Origin of the sequence: Bacillus sp. M13(2017), assembly GCF_002218325.1 — a bacterium.
Classification (GTDB): Bacteria; Bacillota; Bacilli; order Bacillales; family Bacillaceae_G; genus Bacillus_A; species Bacillus_A thuringiensis_K.
The window spans coordinates 58,536-73,946 of sequence record NZ_KZ268518.1 but is presented as its reverse complement, the minus strand read 5'-3'; the positions used below and the strand labels follow the sequence as shown (position 1 = coordinate 73,946).

Here is a 15,411-nt window from a genome sequence, read left to right as displayed (position 1 = left end):
AATCATTATAGATATCAATGGAATTTAAAAAAGATGACTCCTGTTGGATACAGAAATCATCTTCTTGATGTTGCCTAACTTTTTTCAAAATGTCCTTTACAAAGGGTACAGATTATATTTCATGCTTGCTTCTTTTCTTTATTTTCACATCGTATGCTTAAAAGTAAATAACTCTTCTTTCGACTGCACAACAGATTGTTCCTCTTCTACAACATCCTTCTTTAGCTCTCCTCCTAACCTTACCTTCAACATCGCCTCTTCTATACTTTTTACAATCATATTTCCTGAAAAAATAGTAAGCCCGAAAAATGTAATTGGGACGAGAGGAATCCATGGATGCACTGTTAATGATCTAAAGTATACTCCAATTAAACCTGACCATTCATGCGTATAAGATTCCACCTCTTTTATAGGTCCACCAAACGTAACAGTCCCACCAAAGAACACTTCAAGTAATCCTAAGTGCAGTAAAATAGTAAGAGTCTGCGTAAACTGCTGAAGAAATACGAGTATAAATGGCATATAGAGATGCGGAAAAATATGTTTTATAACAATATGTCTTCTCGATCCACCTAATATGCGCGCGGCATCAACAAATTCTTCCGTTCGCAATTTACGAACTTCCTTCGCAACATACAGTGCAATAACTGGCATTACAAGCAGTACAAGTAATACCACTTGAAACGAAGCCCTTTCAAAAAAGGTTGTTGTCTCCTCTCCGCTTCCAAATGAATTTGCAGATTGAAGAAAAAAATACGCAATCATAACTGTCGGAATAACTGTAAAACTATCAAAGAAAGCCTCAATTTTTGAAAATCCTCTTTTTATATACGTTCCGAGTACGACACCGAAAAACACACCTATTACCATTCTAAGTGCCGCAATTAAAATAGATATACCAATCGTCCACTTCGCGCCCTCAATGACTAAATGTAACAGGTCATACCCTTTCCGGTCTGTCCCGAGTAAAAATTGTAATGAAGGTGGAAACGGTGGCACTTGTGGATTTTCATCCGCATCATATTGCAATGTAACTTGTCTAATATGTCCATCATTCCATAACGTATTTCCGATGCTCAAAAGAACTAATAAGAGAAGAAACCCAATGCTTATCCAAAATCTTTTATCACGTTTTATATACGTCCACATATTATAATCTCTCCTTCATCGCAGCCGGAATGAGATAATGAAACAATTTAAATAAAATAAAAATCGGAATATATATAAGAAGCACACTAACGATGAAAACCTCAACTCTAATACCGAAATACGATTTCAAAAACATAAAAATACCACCCGTATTAAAAATCCATTCTATAATATATAAATTAGATAACATAAAAAAGATGTTCGTTTTCGCAAAGAATAATGTACTAAGCAACACATTTCGTAAAATATGACGATTTAAAATATGAAAGCGCCCCAGCCCTTTCGCCTTAGCAAATAGTACATAATCTTTTTCTAGTTCATTTTCAAAACGAAGCACGACCATTTTTACAAACATAATCGTAGTCGGAATGCTCAAACAAAGTATTGGCAACCCCCTAATCGACTCGCCTCCAATTGAAGCAATTTGAAAAGGTAAAAAACCTGTTTGTTTAAAAAACCATACAACTAAAATTTGTGATACTAAAATAAGAAGGATATCTGGAATGGATTCTAGGAAGATAAGAAATGATTTAATTCGATGTTGTATACGCGGTGAACTATTCATAATTACATAAACAATACAAAATGCTACAAATAATGAAATAAAAAAAGCAGCTAAAAAAATAATAATCGTTTCTTTATAATGGACGAACAGCTGCGGAAATAAAAATTTACCTCTCACATATTGCAAATTGGAAATATCCATTAAGTTCACAAACACTTCTTTTAAACTCTGTATGTACTTTGATACATCCAGCTTAAATCCATAAAACAATTTCGGCAGAGCCCCTAACATAATAATCCCCAAAATCGAAATAAGAAATTGAATCATCACTTCCATTCCATTTAGAAAAACTTTTTTGACCACGTTTTCCCTTCTCTCTATATATAATTTACCCCTTAATTCTATTCTTAATTTTCTGAATTGTAAATATTTTAAAGACGAAAAATCACTAGGCTATGATCCTAGTGATTCTTTATGCGTATGCCCTTCTCTTTTCGCAAACGGCATATATAAAATGAAACATCCAATAAGCGCTGCAAGCTCTAATGAAATAATATAGTAAGGATGCGGTCCTAACATATCGAGTAATGAAGCAGTCTCTGGCTTATGAGCTAAAAACATATAATTACCGCCTGTTTTGTAATTTACAAACGAAACAAGCGGAATTAATATGTTTAAAAATATCATCGTACGCTTAATAGATTGCAAGGTCGGTCTATAGCCTTCCACCCAAGTCATAAAGAGTGGTGCCCAAATGAGCAATACATGCGCGATAAAATATTCAATGAAACGAAAATGCGGAAAAGCATATTGCAAATTTGGTGTTAAAATGGCTTGTGATGCACCAATAACTCCCGTAAAAAATACAATCTCATATATACGGTAACTTTTCGTTACAATCATAATCGATGCTAACAACAAACTAATCGTACATAACTCGAATGGTAATGAAGTGGCTAGCTCAAAAATCCCTGCTTTCCACTCCCACATATGCAGTCCAATTTCACTCCCTATAAATAGAAATGCAATCGCATATCGAACCGTTATATTCCACTCATTTTGACGTAATACATCTTGGTATTGATATAGGAAAAATATCCCCACCAACATAATAAATAATATAATGGCATGTTGCCTTGAATAGGGAATAAACGGTTTTAATGGATGCGCGCTAAAATAAGCTTCCATCTTCCTTCCTCCTTTCCTCCATACAATATTATTGTAAGAAAGAAACGACGAGTCAATTCATTTGCTTACACTAGGACAACCTCTACCTTACATTTACATATTCATACCTTACAAAACTGTAAGGTTATTGTAAGCTAAAACGATTTGTCAGATTCTTTACCTCTTCTATACTTAATGTAGATACTAAAACGAACGAAAAGGTGATAAATAGATGAAGAAGAAAAATAAAGTGTTAATTACTAGTGTAGTAGCAATCGGAATTGCAGCTGGATCATACTTTGCATTTGCTGGTGGCGGTTCAGAAGTAGCAATGGCATATAGCGGATATAAAGTAACTGAAAAACAAATCCAAAACGCGCAAAAATTTGGTGGCGAAGTTATTCCAAATGGAATTGAAACTATTTCATTCGATCCAACAAAAGGAACATATGAATTAGCTGTTAAAAAAGGCGATGAAGTGAAAAAGGGTCAGCTTCTATTTAAATACAATGATCCGACTGCGAAACAAGGTATAACAGAAGCAGAAATGCAAAAGAAAATCGCACAAAAAGAAGTAACATTGTTCCAAAAACAAATTGATGCAGCGAAACAAAAATTACAAAAAGATAAAAATGCAGGCCTTCCTGCTGAAGCATTAAAAGCATCAGAAGTTGAAGTTGGGCAATTAGAATCACAACTTGAAATGAAAAAGTTTGAAGTTGAAAAAGCTGATGAAATGATTAAAGCAGCAAAAGAGAAAGTAAACACTCTTTCTGTAACAAGTCCTGCTGATGGCGTAATTGATGATATCGTAAAAACTGCTGACGAAAAAACAGGTATGAGCGGAATTACTCTTCGTCACGCTGGTCAATTTAAAGTAAAAGGTCAACTTTCTGAATATGAGCTTGCTAGTATGAAAGTTGGGCAAGAAGTAACTGTTTCATCAAAAACTGTCGCTGGTAAGACTTGGACAGGAAAAGTAACAGAAATCGGTTCTACACCTTTAAAGAGCATGGATGAAAATAAAACTGTTTCTAACTATCAATTCACTGTCACATTAGATAATAGTGACGAACTACAAAACGGCTTCCACGTTTACGTAACAAGTAAATCTGGCGAAGCAACTGGTACAATTGTTCCGAAAAGCAGTATCGTGAAAAAAGGTGATAAAAATGTTGTCTTCGTTGTAAAAGACGGTAAAGCGAAAGAACAAGCAGTTACTGTTGAATTCGAAACTGATAGCGAAGCAAAAGTTTCTGGAGTGAAAAAAGGCGAGGAAATTATCTCTAAACCTGAAAAAGACTTAAAAGATGGTATGGAGGTTGTCGCCCAGTGATTAACTTAAAAGGCATCACGAAATCCTTCCAAAATGGTACAGAATCCGTTCAAATATTACATGGAATTGACGTAACACTGAACCAAGGAGAATTCACTTCTATTATGGGACCTTCTGGTTCTGGTAAATCAACATTAATGAACATTATCGGTTGCTTAGATAAACCGACGACAGGTACGTACGAGCTGGCTGGACAAAACATTTCAAACATGTCTGAAACAGAACTTGCACATGTCCGTAATAAAGAAATCGGATTCGTATTCCAAAACTTTATGTTATTACCGAGACTTACAGCAATGCAAAATGTTGAATTGCCTCTTATTTATGCAGGTGTTGATAAAAAAGAGCGACGTGAACGCTCACTAGCAGCTTTAACAAAAGTAGGTTTAGCTGATCGTGCTACTCACTTACCGAACGAATTATCAGGTGGACAAAAACAGCGTGTCGCAGTTGCACGTGCAATCGTAAATAATCCAAAGTTCATTTTAGCCGATGAACCGACGGGAGCACTTGATACGAAAACGAGTACACAAATTATGGACCTCTTTTACGAATTAAACAAACAAGGCTCAACAATCATTATGATTACCCACGATCGTGAAATTGGAGAAGCTGCAGCACGTCAAATTGTAATTCGTGACGGAAATATCGTCCAAGATTGGAGAGGTTAATTTTGAACACGAGTGAAAATATACGCATGGCCCTTTCCTCTATCTTTGCTCATAAAATGCGTTCTATCTTAACGATGTTAGGTATTATTATCGGTATTAGCGCTATCATTACTATCATTTCAATGGGTGATGGTACAAACGCAAAGTTTAAAAAAGAATTAGGCCAAGGAAAAGATAATGAAATAACGATTTACTACGATAACTCTGACTATGGAACAGATATTGCCAAAATTACAGCTGATATGCTAAAACGTCTTCAAACTGTTCCAGGCGTTAAGGATGTGTATCCAGATGTACGTATGAAAGTAAAAGCAGCTTCTGGTTCAAAAGATGTCTCGCTTGATTTAATAGGTGGAACAGGCGACTTCATGACAGATTCGAAAATAAAATTAGTTCACGGTCGCGAATTAAACGACAGCGAATTAACACAAGCAATTCCTGCTGTTATATTAAATGAAGAAGCTTTCAATAAATTATTTAATGGTTGGGAATCAAATTTATACACTGATATAAAAGGAAAGCCGTATAAGGTAGTCGGTGTGTACGAAACGAAAAATGAATTCGGAATGGCTATGGCTGAAGGGTATACGTCACTTGAAAATGTCCCTGTCATTTCAGGAGTAACTGAGTATGACTCTGTAAAATTAACAATGACCTCCCCAACAGAGCGTAAAAGTGTAGAAAAACAAGCCGTTTCTGTTTTAAACGAAATGAAATCTCCTAAATTTGAAAATAAATTCAAAGCACAGGACTTAGGTGAATTTACGAAGCAATTAGACGAATCTATCGGTATGATGAAAATGGTATTCGGTGGTATTGCTGCTATCTCCTTACTTGTTGGTGGTATCGGTGTAATGAACATCATGCTTGTATCTGTAACAGAACGTACACGTGAAATTGGTATTCGTAAAGCACTTGGTGCAACGCGTGGTAAAGTATTAACACAATTCTTAATTGAATCTTGTATTTTAACAGGACTAGGTGGTTTCATCGGATTCATGCTCGGCATCTTCTTCGCTTGGATCGTCTCCATCTTTGCCGGATGGCCACTCGTTGTCTCAAAAGAACTTGGACTTCTTGCAGTAGGTATCTCTATGTTAATTGGTATTATATTCGGTCTACTACCAGCTAACAAAGCTGCAAAACTGGATCCAATTGAATGTTTACGATATGAATAAAAAACGTAGGAGTGTAAACTCCTACGTTTTTTATTCATCTACTAAATTGAGTTTCTTCTATTATATATGTTTCACGTTACAACTATCATTCTAATACTCTTCATTATTTATAGGTACTAAGGCTATTATCTAATTCTATTATTGCAAAAATACTATGTAACAGACGAAAATCAAGGCGTAATTTTTTCCATACTTCGACTGATTTTGTAACAATTATATCGATATTTTATTAAATTTCACCTCATTTATATATTTTCACGCCTAAAAAGATTATCGTTTCATAACTAAATTTCCATTCAAACAGTAAAATACGCTACTTTTGTAATACCATAGATATCATCAAGAAATATTACTGTAACATTATTAACGTTACAGTAATTGAAATGCTACTCATTTTGTGTTTCATATGCCCTAATACGCCAAAAAACAACAAGGAAGCGCTATCAGGATATTTATGGAATTGTTACAGAATATTAATGCCCCGTTACGAAAGCTTTGTAATTTTATGTTTTTCGCAAATAAGAAAATAATGGTTGCTATAATGAGGTCAACGAAAACAAATGCAATGGAGGCTATTATGAAAAAATTTATGGGTATAGCAACAGCAGCGGTTTTTGGTCTTGGGATTTTCACAACATCTGCTAAAGCAGAAACAATCGTAACGACTGACGTACTAAACGTACGAGAAAACCCAACTACTGAATCAAAAGTTGTAGGAAAATTATTAGATGGATATAAAGTAAATGTTTTACATACAGAAAATGGTTGGTCAAAAGTTCAATTGAATAGCGGTAAAGAAGCTTTCATAAGCGCTGACTATACAAAAGACATTTACTACGTAACAGCAAACGTATTAAACGTACGTGCTGGAGCAAACACAGACTCAGAGATTCTTGGTAAGTTGAAAAAAGATGATGTAATTGAAACAACACACCAAGTACAAAATGATTGGATTCAATTTGAATATAACGGAAAAACAGCTTATGTTCATGTTCCTTACTTAACAGGTAAAGCACCAGTTAAAGTTCAACCAGTAGCTAAAGTTGAAAAAACAACTCAAGTTCAAGATACAGCTAAAGTTCGTGAAGCAGTTAAAGCTCAGGAAGTAGCTGAAACTCAAGCAAAAGCTAAAGCAGTAGAAGCAACTAAAGCTCGTGAAGCGGCAGAAGCTCAAGCAGAAGCTAAGGCTCAAGAAGCAGCTAAAGCTCGTGAAGCAGCTAAAGCTCAGGCAGCAGCTAAAGCTCAGGCAGCAGCTGAAGCTCAAGCAGAAGCTAAAGCTCAAGAAGCAGCTAAAGCTCGTGAAGCAGCTAAAGCTCAAGAAGCAGCTGAAGCTCAAGCAGCGGCTAAAGCTCAAGAGGCAGCTAAAGCTCGTGAAGCAGCTAAAGCTCAAGAAGCAGCTGAAGCTCGTGAGGCAGCTAAAGCTCAAGAGGCAACTAAAGCTCGTGAAGCGGCTAAAGCTCAAAAACCTGCTACACAACAACCTGTTGCAAAAGAAACTGAAACAAGTGCACCATCATCTTCTCGTGAACTACGCGTTGTAGCAACTGCTTACACAGCAGATCCACTTGAAAATGGTTATAAAGCAGGCGACCAAGTAAAATCAGCTTTAGGTCACAACTTAACAGCTAATCCAAACATGAAACTTATTGCAGTTGACCCAAGTGTCATTCCATTAGGTTCAAAAGTATGGGTTGAAGGTTACGGAGTAGCAATCGCTGGTGATACTGGTGGAGCTATTAAAGGAAATAAAATCGATGTTTTAATGCCAGATAAAGGCACATCTAGTAACTGGGGACGTAAAACAGTTACAGTTAAAGTATTAAACTAGTTACCATATAAAAAAGAGTCAGTCTTATTATTGAGGCTGACTCTTTTTTTATGATTCTCACATTCTATCTTTCTCTTGAAAGTAAGCAATGTTGTCTCGAAGCCACTTTCGCTCTGACATAAATAAATTCCCTCGTTTTTTGTACACTTTATCAAATGTCTTTAAAACTTCTTCACGATCAACAAACTTATGTAAAAAACGAACACTATCGTTTTTATGATAAATATAAGGAATAATTTTATTTGTACTACTTACTACTGGTAATGTATAAATATTACTAAGCAATTCACTTAACAAAGTCGGACTGTCTTCATATTCCAAACAATCTATAAGATAATCTGCAATACAAATTTCTTTCGTATTAATAGCAAGTTTCGTCATTAAATAATAAATATCTTTCTTCATAGATACCTTTTTTGCTTTGCTTAACTTCCCCTATAAATAAGGAAAAATTAATAAGTCATTTAACGCTTTTGCTTCATCATACGCACGATGCCATATATCTGTCTCTTCATCAGCTATCCGCCTTAATAAATCATCTATATACCCTTCCATCTCCTTCTCTCCCGTCTAAATTAAATCTATCTCTTTGCATTCTATATACGAGAGATTACTATTTCAACAGAAAAAAGAGGATGTCATAGCATCCTCTCCTGCCCTACCCTATTCCACACAAGTAAACTGTGTCCAAGCTCCTACATAATCTAGTAAGAATAACTCTTCTTCTGCAATTGTACCGACAATATTTTTCCGTTCATCTATCGGCATTTCTTTTAGAATGATTTGAAGTTCACCTTTATACTTACCAAATGAGTTGTTTCCAATTACAACTTGCCCTCTTTCCTGTAATACACTTTCGCGCACTGGGAAGTCATAGTCTTTATACTTTTTACGTACTTCTGTAGAACGCACCATATATTCTGTTATGTCGCCGCGTCTTACATGTAATTCTTGCAGTGTCGCTTTCTTCTCTACTTCAGTCGCTTCGTCTACAAAGTTTACCTTTAGCTGTAACATGTAACGATTTAAGTTTCCTAGTTTCTCTAACTCTTCTTCACTCGCATAGGCATTTCCGATAATAACGTCATCAATAAGCCCTGTCGCCCATAAGTGTTTCGCTTGTACTTCAATCGGCAAGTTACGATGCTCTTCTAGCGTACATAATCCGTCATTAATATCCCATGGACCGATGTTAGCTGCATGTGACGTAATAAATGCTGCCGTGCGAATACCGTGTTTTTTAAAGCGTTCACTACAGCGAATGAAATAATCATACGGAAGACCAGTAAATTTTTGCGGATAAAAGTTATGGCAACCAATTAAAGCTAGTTTATTTGCCTGATGCGAAAGGATATTTTCTAAGTATGCAATATCGTTACTTACATTTAACTCGATTTTTAAACCGTACGGATTATTCGTCATTTTCGCTTCAGTTAGTCCGTCAAAACCTAAATCTAAACGGATACCATCTGCACCTAACTCTGCAAAGAATGATAGATCGCTATAGCTAATACCAAGTTGATCAAATACTGCCGGAGCTACATCTAAAATAACTTCCATATTATTATCTTTTGCATGATTAATAATTTCTTTAAATTCAGCTACAATTTCTTCTTTCGGACGATTCACAGATAATAGACATGTGAGTATTCTTGAAAAACCGTGGCGTGCCGCTGCCAAAATGTATGCCATATCTTTTTCTTTCGTTGAATGTTCTGGATAAAGTGAAATTCCTAATTTACGCTCCATGCTTTTGCATCTCCTTCACACGTTGTATTAATGCTATGCTCGTAAATCTATATTTTGCAGATAAACAAGTTGCACATAAAATCGTTGGTACAATAATTACGTACGGTGATTGCAATCCTAACATTACATATGCACCCATTGAACAACCGATAAATAAAACTGATACGAGTAGTAACACTAATAAAGATTTACTTTGTACCCATTTCGAATAATGGGCAATACACTGTCCGACCACGAATGTAATTAAGATGATAATTGCTCCGAGCATTCTGTTTTCTCCTCTCCTGCTAATTGTTGTTTCTCATACATTTTGAAGAATGGATAGTAAATAACGAATGAGATAACAAAGTTAACAAGTACAAGTACACCAGCCATAATTGTCCAGTCCGTACTAATCACCGCTGCAATCGGTGCTAACATCGTAAATGGCAGTTTCGCCATCATAAGTGGAATCATACCTGAAACAACTGCGAAATATGATACTGTCGTTGTCACTAACGGTGTAATAACGAACGGAATAATTAAGATTGGGTTCATTACAATTGGTGCCCCGAAAATAATTGGTTCGTTAATATTGAATAAACCTGGTACGAATGATAATCTCCCTAACTCTTTTAGGAACTTAGATTTAGAGAACATAAACATAATGACTAAAGCTAACGTTGAACCTGATCCGCCAATCCATACGAACCATTGAATGAATTGCTCTGTAAATAAGTTTGGTAACTGATGTGCATTTCCTGTAGCCGTGAACACTTCCATATTTTCAAGAATTGCTGAATCCCACATTGGACGAATAATCGGTCCTAAAATCGCAGGGCCATGTATACCGAATGACCAGAAGAACACGATTAAGAATACTGTTAATAAACCGCCGAATAAATTATTTCCTACTAATACTGATTTTAGTGGTGCGATTAAATATGTGATTGTTGTATTTACATCAAATTTTAAACCGTAACGAATACCCCAGAATAAAAGAATAACGACTAAAGTTGGAATTAATGCTGCAAACGAATTTGAAACTGCTGGTGGTACACTGTCTGGTAATTTAATCGAGATATTATGCTTAATCATAAAGTGGTAAATTTCTACTGCAATTAATGCTGTAACGATTGCGCCGAATAAAGATGTTGCACTTAATGTTCCTACTGAAATGTATCTACCTGCATCAATAACACCTGGTACAGCTTTCGTAATTTGAATTGGTTCAACTGATGCTAGTAAAAAGGCGAGTACAGATAACAACCCTGCACTTAACTGATTGAGCTGATAAAAGTTTGCGAGTGAAGCTCCTACCCCAAATGCTGCGTATAACGCCATTAAACCTACTGTAAATCGGAACGGAATATCTAAAATATGGCGAAACGGTGCAATCCACTCCATATATGCATCAATTGGTAAATTTAAAAAGATAACGAAAAATGATCCGACAATCGTTAACGGTAATGTAGAAATAACCCCGTTTCGAATTGCTAATAAATGTCGTTGTCCTGCAATTTTTTGCGTTGTTGGCATAATCTTTTGTTCCATAAAACTCATAAACCCATTCATCAATAGCCCTCCTCTTCCTCTCTACTATAAAAGAATGAAATAAACTTTATAACATTATAATGTTTATATTTAAAAAGATATAATTATGCTAAAACTAATTGTTCCGCTTGCTTAAGCACTTTCAAACCATCACACATTCCATAATCTCGTTGGTCTATGATCGCAACTGGTATATTGTATGAATTTGCAAGAAACTCTACAGCTGGAAATAAATATTTCACCTGTGGGCCAATTAAAACGACATCGGCTTCCTTAATTTCAAGCTTCACTAGTTCTGAATCAACTGCCTTAATTTTATAATTCTTCCCCTGTTTCTTTGCCTCTTCTTGCATTTTTCTTACGACCATACTCGTTGACATACCTGCTGCACAACATAATAAAATGTACATCTTATACTGTCACTTTCTCTTCTACTCGTTTATGAAGAGCAATAAATTCTTCAGCCAGTTCTTTTACTGTAATTGCATTCATTAAATGATCTTGCGCATGCACTAACAGTAAACTGATTTCTGCATGATTTCCTCTTGCCTCTTCTTGAATTAAATCCGTTTGAATGCGATGAGCTGATGAAATTTCCTCACTAGCAAGTTTCATCTTTTCACTGGCATTCCCGAAATCTCCTTGTCTTGCAAAAGCAATTGCTTCAAGCGCCGCACTTCTCGCATTGCCACCATGTAAAATTAATGCAAATGGAGTTTGCATATCAGCCATTTTAAATTCCCCCAAGCTATATGTTTTCTATGTTTTTATCTTATTATGAAAACGCATACAATTAAACATAAAAAACTTCCGTTATGTAACGGAAGTTTTTATATACTTTTTCAAAATGATAATAAAATCTCTTGAAAATCTTCAATTAACTCGGTCTGAGTAAGTTTCTCTATCGTAGTTTGACTAGACATAATATCATATAAAAAATCATAAAGCCTTTGCAAATCTTCATTATTATTGCGCTTTACACTAAATAAAATAATTACTTGTACTTTTTTATCTCCCCAATCAACAGCCTTTTCAAGTGTGCAAAACATCAAAAAAGTTTCCTCACTTAATAACTGCATCGGATGCGGGATTGCAACTGAATTCCCAACCGCTGTCGGAGACGTATTTTCTCTTTCCATAACAGAAGCATAAAAGTTTTTTGGTACATAGCGTTTCTCAGCAGCTTTCTCACATAAAAACTGAATAACATCCTCTTTCGTAGAAGCACTATGATTTAAAAAGATTAAATCTTCCTTAATATAAGGCTGCACACTAGTATTCACATGCGTAAACAATCGCTGACCAATCGATTTAATCTCTTTATCATCAAATATTGAATTCACTTTTATAACTGGAACAGGCAAGCCACTCGGTATATGAATCGTACTAATAATACAATCTATTTTTTCTTTATAAAGATCTTCTACTTTCAATTGATAATAGCCTGTAATACCTACAATCTCTAATTTATCTCGGAACTGTGATAAAATTTTATATTTTAATAGTTGTGCACTTCCTTGACCAGTCGCACAAACTAATAAGCATCTTTTCTTTTGATTCTGCTCCTGCAAACGGCTCATCGCTCCGCCGAAGTGAATTGCAATATAACCAATTTCACTTTCAGGAATCGATTCACCCATATATTCACCAATGATATCTCCAACAAGAACCGCAACTTCAAAAGCATACGGATAATTCTTTTTCACTTCTGCCAAAAGAGGATTCCTCGTATTTAATTTATACTTCAAACGATTTAATAACGTTTTTAAATGAATACCAAATCCAAATAATAATTCTTCATCATAATAAAAAATAAGATTCCGTTCTTCCGCTACTTTAAAAAGAATATGTTGCATAAATGCATATATATCTTTCCCTAATAGCTCTTCTACATTTTCATAGCGACCTCTCGTTGTAACAGCAGTACTTAATAAATGCATCGTCACATATAATACTTCTTCTTCTGGAAATGAAAATTTTAACTCTTTCTCTAAATCTCCTAAAATCTGCTTCGCAATTGTATATTCTTTCTTTATTATAAGTTCTGATTGCTCCGCATGTAGTCCTTTCATATAATGTTGACTTTGACAACGCTTTAATGCAATTGCAATATGAATGACTAAATTATCAATTTCTATATCAGATAAATATATTGTTCCGCCTTCAATATACTTTAATATAATTGAACGAATGAGTGATATATGAGGTAGCGATAAATATGTCTCCGTCTGCTCAAATTGCTCATGAAACGGAGTATGGTCATAACGCGGGAAACCATATTGTGATAAACAAGAACGAATATTAAATTCCTCTCCAACAATACGTATACCATAATACGGTCTCTTCTCAATTTGTAATTTATAGCGACCACATATATCTGTAACATCTTTCATAATTAAATTGACCGTTGATTTGCTCACATACATCTCTTCCGCTAATTCTGAAAGCTTCACATATTCCTCTGTCATTAAAACACGCTGCAGAATGTACGCTATTCTTTCTTCATAAGAAGTTGGAATCTTTTCCGTCTGTTTTTGAAATAGACTCACACAAAAGTCTTCAAATTTCTTCTTTTGTATAATTTCTAATTCGTACCCATTCCCTCTTTGCGATTCGATTTTCGCTCCGTTTTCTTCCAATATATCATTTAATAATTTTATATCCTTTTGAATCGTCTTCGTTGATACATGTAAACGGCCCGCTAAAAAAGCTCGATTTAACATCGATTTCTCTTCTAAAAATTCCGCTAAAATAGAAATTAATCGCTGATGCACCTTTGTCATAGCTCTTCCTCTCGCTCTTTATATATAAAGGGGGAAACGCTGCTGAAATCAGTAGTTTTTCCCCTTTATATTCTCTCTATTTCTTTAATGTGAATCCGAATTTATCCCATGCTTGTAAATAGTCTAGTAAGAAAATCTCTTCTTCTACAATTCGACCAACTACATTTGTTTTTCCTGTATTCACCATATCTTTTAATGCAATTTGTAATTCACCTTTATACTGGCCATATTGCTCATTGTCAATTAATAAATCTCCACGCTTAATTTCGCGCGTATTATGAGGTTTAAACTCTTCTTTTTTATATTTCACACGACTTTGTGTAGAACGAATCATATATTCAGATACATCTCCTCGATAAAAATGTGGTTCGTCTAATACGATAATTCTTTCTAGTTCTGTCGTTGTATCATATAGTTCTATATCAAATGCTTGTTTTTCTTTATTTAATGCACTTAGTGCTTGTAATTCTTCTTCTGACGCATATGCGTTTGCAATAATAACATCATCAATTAATTCCGTCGCGAATAAATGCTTCGCCTGTGTTGTCATCGATAATTCACGATGCTGCTCTAATGTACATAACCCTTCTGTTACTGGCCAAGGTCCGTATGTTGCATCAAATGATGAAATAAAAGCAGCCGTTCTCATACCGTAATCTTTAAATTGTTTCGAGCATTTAATGAAATGATCGTATGATAACCCTGAATAACGATGCGGATAAAAATTATGACAACCAATTAAATTTTCACGATTTGGTCTATGACTCATAATGTTATCTACATACTTCGTACCATTACTCATATTAATCTCAATTTTCAAACCATACGGATTATAAGTCATAATTGATTCTTCTAATCCTGAGAAACCGACATCTAAACGAATACCGTACGCACCTAATTCATGGAAGAATGATAAATCATTATACGAAATACCTAATTGTTCAAAAACAGATGGACTAATATCAACTAATACTTGGAACCCTAATGCATTCGCATGAGAGATCGTTTCTTTAAATTCTTCTATAATTTTCTCTTTTTCTCCATCCACAGATAATAAACATGTGAACACACGTGTAAATCCATATTTACTTGCTAATGTTAAATACTCCTTATCTTTCTCTACTGTTGAATGTTCTGGATAAATAGAAATACCTAATCGTCTCATATGTACACGCCTCTTTCTTCATCATATTGTAAACCTTTTCAAATATATGTAGTGAAAAAGTATATATCCCCTTCTTGTTCACTACTCTTTTGAATCCGCTTTCTTTAAAGAAAAAATAATTTCTATCATTCTTAACACCTACAAGTCTATACATCTATACTTTACATCTTTTTTTCATAGTTGTGTAGCTTTTACACAAATTTGTCAGTTTTTCATCTTAAAAATTGTTATCCGTTTTCAAGACACCTTCCTTGACTGTTTCATTGGCCAATACATATACTCGAAAGAAAAGAGATAAAGTGAAACTTTAATCAGTGAGGGGAGGGTTCATCCCCCACTGATTATTA

General features: G+C 34.9%; 15 protein-coding genes and 1 pseudogene. 5 read left to right on the top strand and 11 right to left on the bottom strand.

The window, feature by feature from the left end:
- On the top strand, positions 1-78 hold a 78-nt coding region (locus tag CGQ22_RS32820), incomplete at its 5' end, for an IS3 family transposase (protein WP_325835997.1).
- A gap of 66 nt (positions 79-144) precedes the next feature.
- On the opposite strand, the gene CGQ22_RS27955 is transcribed toward CGQ22_RS32820, so the two are convergent.
- The 3 genes from CGQ22_RS27955 to CGQ22_RS27945 all read right to left on the bottom strand — a co-directional run bounded on the left by CGQ22_RS27955 (position 145) and on the right by CGQ22_RS27945 (position 2,842).
- Complete coding sequence (locus CGQ22_RS27955) at positions 145-1,149, bottom strand: ABC transporter permease (protein WP_000269956.1); 1,005 nt, start codon at positions 1,147-1,149, stop codon at positions 145-147.
- A gap of 1 nt (position 1,150) precedes the next feature.
- Positions 1,151-2,017: an ABC transporter permease subunit gene (locus CGQ22_RS27950; RefSeq protein ID WP_139032707.1), complete on the bottom strand. Its 867-nt coding sequence runs from the start codon at positions 2,015-2,017 to the stop codon at positions 1,151-1,153.
- A 90-nt stretch (positions 2,018-2,107) separates the two neighbouring features.
- Positions 2,108-2,842 carry a YwaF family protein gene (locus tag CGQ22_RS27945; RefSeq protein ID WP_089149625.1) on the bottom strand — a complete coding sequence of 245 codons (735 nt, stop codon included), beginning with the start codon at positions 2,840-2,842 and terminating at the stop codon, positions 2,108-2,110.
- Positions 2,843-3,053: 211 nt separating this feature from the next.
- Between CGQ22_RS27945 and CGQ22_RS27940 the strand changes: the two genes are divergently transcribed.
- The 4 genes from CGQ22_RS27940 (at position 3,054) to entC (ending at position 7,834) form a co-directional block, all read left to right on the top strand.
- On the top strand, positions 3,054-4,157 hold the full coding sequence (locus CGQ22_RS27940) for an efflux RND transporter periplasmic adaptor subunit (protein ID WP_000728827.1): 1,104 nt from the start codon (positions 3,054-3,056) through the stop codon (positions 4,155-4,157).
- Complete coding sequence (locus tag CGQ22_RS27935; protein ID WP_000609108.1) at positions 4,154-4,828, top strand: ABC transporter ATP-binding protein; 675 nt, start codon at positions 4,154-4,156, stop codon at positions 4,826-4,828. Before CGQ22_RS27940 ends, CGQ22_RS27935 begins: the two co-directional genes overlap by 4 nt.
- Positions 4,829-4,854: 26 nt before the next feature.
- Positions 4,855-6,006, top strand: coding sequence for an ABC transporter permease (locus tag CGQ22_RS27930; RefSeq protein ID WP_003300097.1), 1,152 nt, complete (start codon positions 4,855-4,857; stop codon positions 6,004-6,006).
- A 454-nt stretch (positions 6,007-6,460) separates the two neighbouring features.
- Positions 6,461-7,834, top strand: a complete 1,374-nt coding sequence (gene entC, locus CGQ22_RS27925) for a cell wall-binding protein EntC (protein WP_139032706.1) — start codon at positions 6,461-6,463, stop codon at positions 7,832-7,834.
- Between the two features lie 57 nt (positions 7,835-7,891).
- Here the strand turns inward: entC and CGQ22_RS27920 are convergent.
- The 8 genes and pseudogenes from CGQ22_RS27920 to CGQ22_RS27885 form a co-directional block, all read right to left on the bottom strand.
- Positions 7,892-8,389: pseudogene (locus CGQ22_RS27920) on the bottom strand (hypothetical protein).
- A gap of 108 nt (positions 8,390-8,497) precedes the next feature.
- Positions 8,498-9,583 (bottom strand): DUF871 domain-containing protein, encoded by a 1,086-nt coding sequence (locus tag CGQ22_RS27915; RefSeq protein ID WP_089149624.1) that lies wholly within the window; start codon positions 9,581-9,583, stop codon positions 8,498-8,500.
- Positions 9,573-9,851, bottom strand: a complete 279-nt coding sequence (locus CGQ22_RS27910; protein ID WP_061883800.1) for a hypothetical protein — start codon at positions 9,849-9,851, stop codon at positions 9,573-9,575. The genes CGQ22_RS27915 and CGQ22_RS27910 overlap by 11 nt, the downstream gene beginning before the upstream one ends.
- Complete coding sequence (locus CGQ22_RS27905) at positions 9,827-11,137, bottom strand: PTS sugar transporter subunit IIC (RefSeq protein ID WP_001013060.1); 1,311 nt, start codon at positions 11,135-11,137, stop codon at positions 9,827-9,829. The genes CGQ22_RS27910 and CGQ22_RS27905 overlap by 25 nt, the downstream gene beginning before the upstream one ends.
- An 83-nt stretch (positions 11,138-11,220) precedes the next feature.
- Positions 11,221-11,526: a PTS sugar transporter subunit IIB gene (locus CGQ22_RS27900; protein ID WP_000275642.1), complete on the bottom strand. Its 306-nt coding sequence runs from the start codon at positions 11,524-11,526 to the stop codon at positions 11,221-11,223.
- 1 nt (position 11,527) lies between these two features.
- Complete coding sequence (locus CGQ22_RS27895; protein ID WP_000774633.1) at positions 11,528-11,848, bottom strand: PTS lactose/cellobiose transporter subunit IIA; 321 nt, start codon at positions 11,846-11,848, stop codon at positions 11,528-11,530.
- Positions 11,849-11,958: 110 nt separating this feature from the next.
- Complete coding sequence (locus CGQ22_RS27890; protein ID WP_089149623.1) at positions 11,959-13,899, bottom strand: BglG family transcription antiterminator; 1,941 nt, start codon at positions 13,897-13,899, stop codon at positions 11,959-11,961.
- 76 nt (positions 13,900-13,975) lie between these two features.
- On the bottom strand, positions 13,976-15,064 hold the full coding sequence (locus tag CGQ22_RS27885) for a DUF871 domain-containing protein (RefSeq protein WP_001253356.1): 1,089 nt from the start codon (positions 15,062-15,064) through the stop codon (positions 13,976-13,978).
- Positions 15,065-15,411: the final 347 nt, after the last annotated feature.

Coding starts and splice junctions, on each gene's coding strand:
- CGQ22_RS27955 (WP_000269956.1), bottom strand. CDS start 1,149: ATGTGGACGTATATAAAACGTGATAAAAGATTTTGGATAAGCATTGGG.
- CGQ22_RS27945 (WP_089149625.1), bottom strand. CDS start 2,842: ATGGAAGCTTATTTTAGCGCGCATCCATTAAAACCGTTTATTCCCTAT.
- CGQ22_RS27940 (WP_000728827.1), top strand. CDS start 3,054: ATGAAGAAGAAAAATAAAGTGTTAATTACTAGTGTAGTAGCAATCGGA.
- CGQ22_RS27930 (WP_003300097.1), top strand. CDS start 4,855: ATGGCCCTTTCCTCTATCTTTGCTCATAAAATGCGTTCTATCTTAACG.
- entC (WP_139032706.1), top strand. CDS start 6,461: ATGGAATTGTTACAGAATATTAATGCCCCGTTACGAAAGCTTTGTAAT.
- CGQ22_RS27915 (WP_089149624.1), bottom strand. CDS start 9,583: ATGGAGCGTAAATTAGGAATTTCACTTTATCCAGAACATTCAACGAAA.
- CGQ22_RS27910 (WP_061883800.1), bottom strand. CDS start 9,851: ATGCTCGGAGCAATTATCATCTTAATTACATTCGTGGTCGGACAGTGT.
- CGQ22_RS27905 (WP_001013060.1), bottom strand. CDS start 11,137: ATGAATGGGTTTATGAGTTTTATGGAACAAAAGATTATGCCAACAACG.
- CGQ22_RS27900 (WP_000275642.1), bottom strand. CDS start 11,526: ATGTACATTTTATTATGTTGTGCAGCAGGTATGTCAACGAGTATGGTC.
- CGQ22_RS27895 (WP_000774633.1), bottom strand. CDS start 11,848: ATGGCTGATATGCAAACTCCATTTGCATTAATTTTACATGGTGGCAAT.
- CGQ22_RS27890 (WP_089149623.1), bottom strand. CDS start 13,899: ATGACAAAGGTGCATCAGCGATTAATTTCTATTTTAGCGGAATTTTTA.
- CGQ22_RS27885 (WP_001253356.1), bottom strand. CDS start 15,064: ATGAGACGATTAGGTATTTCTATTTATCCAGAACATTCAACAGTAGAG.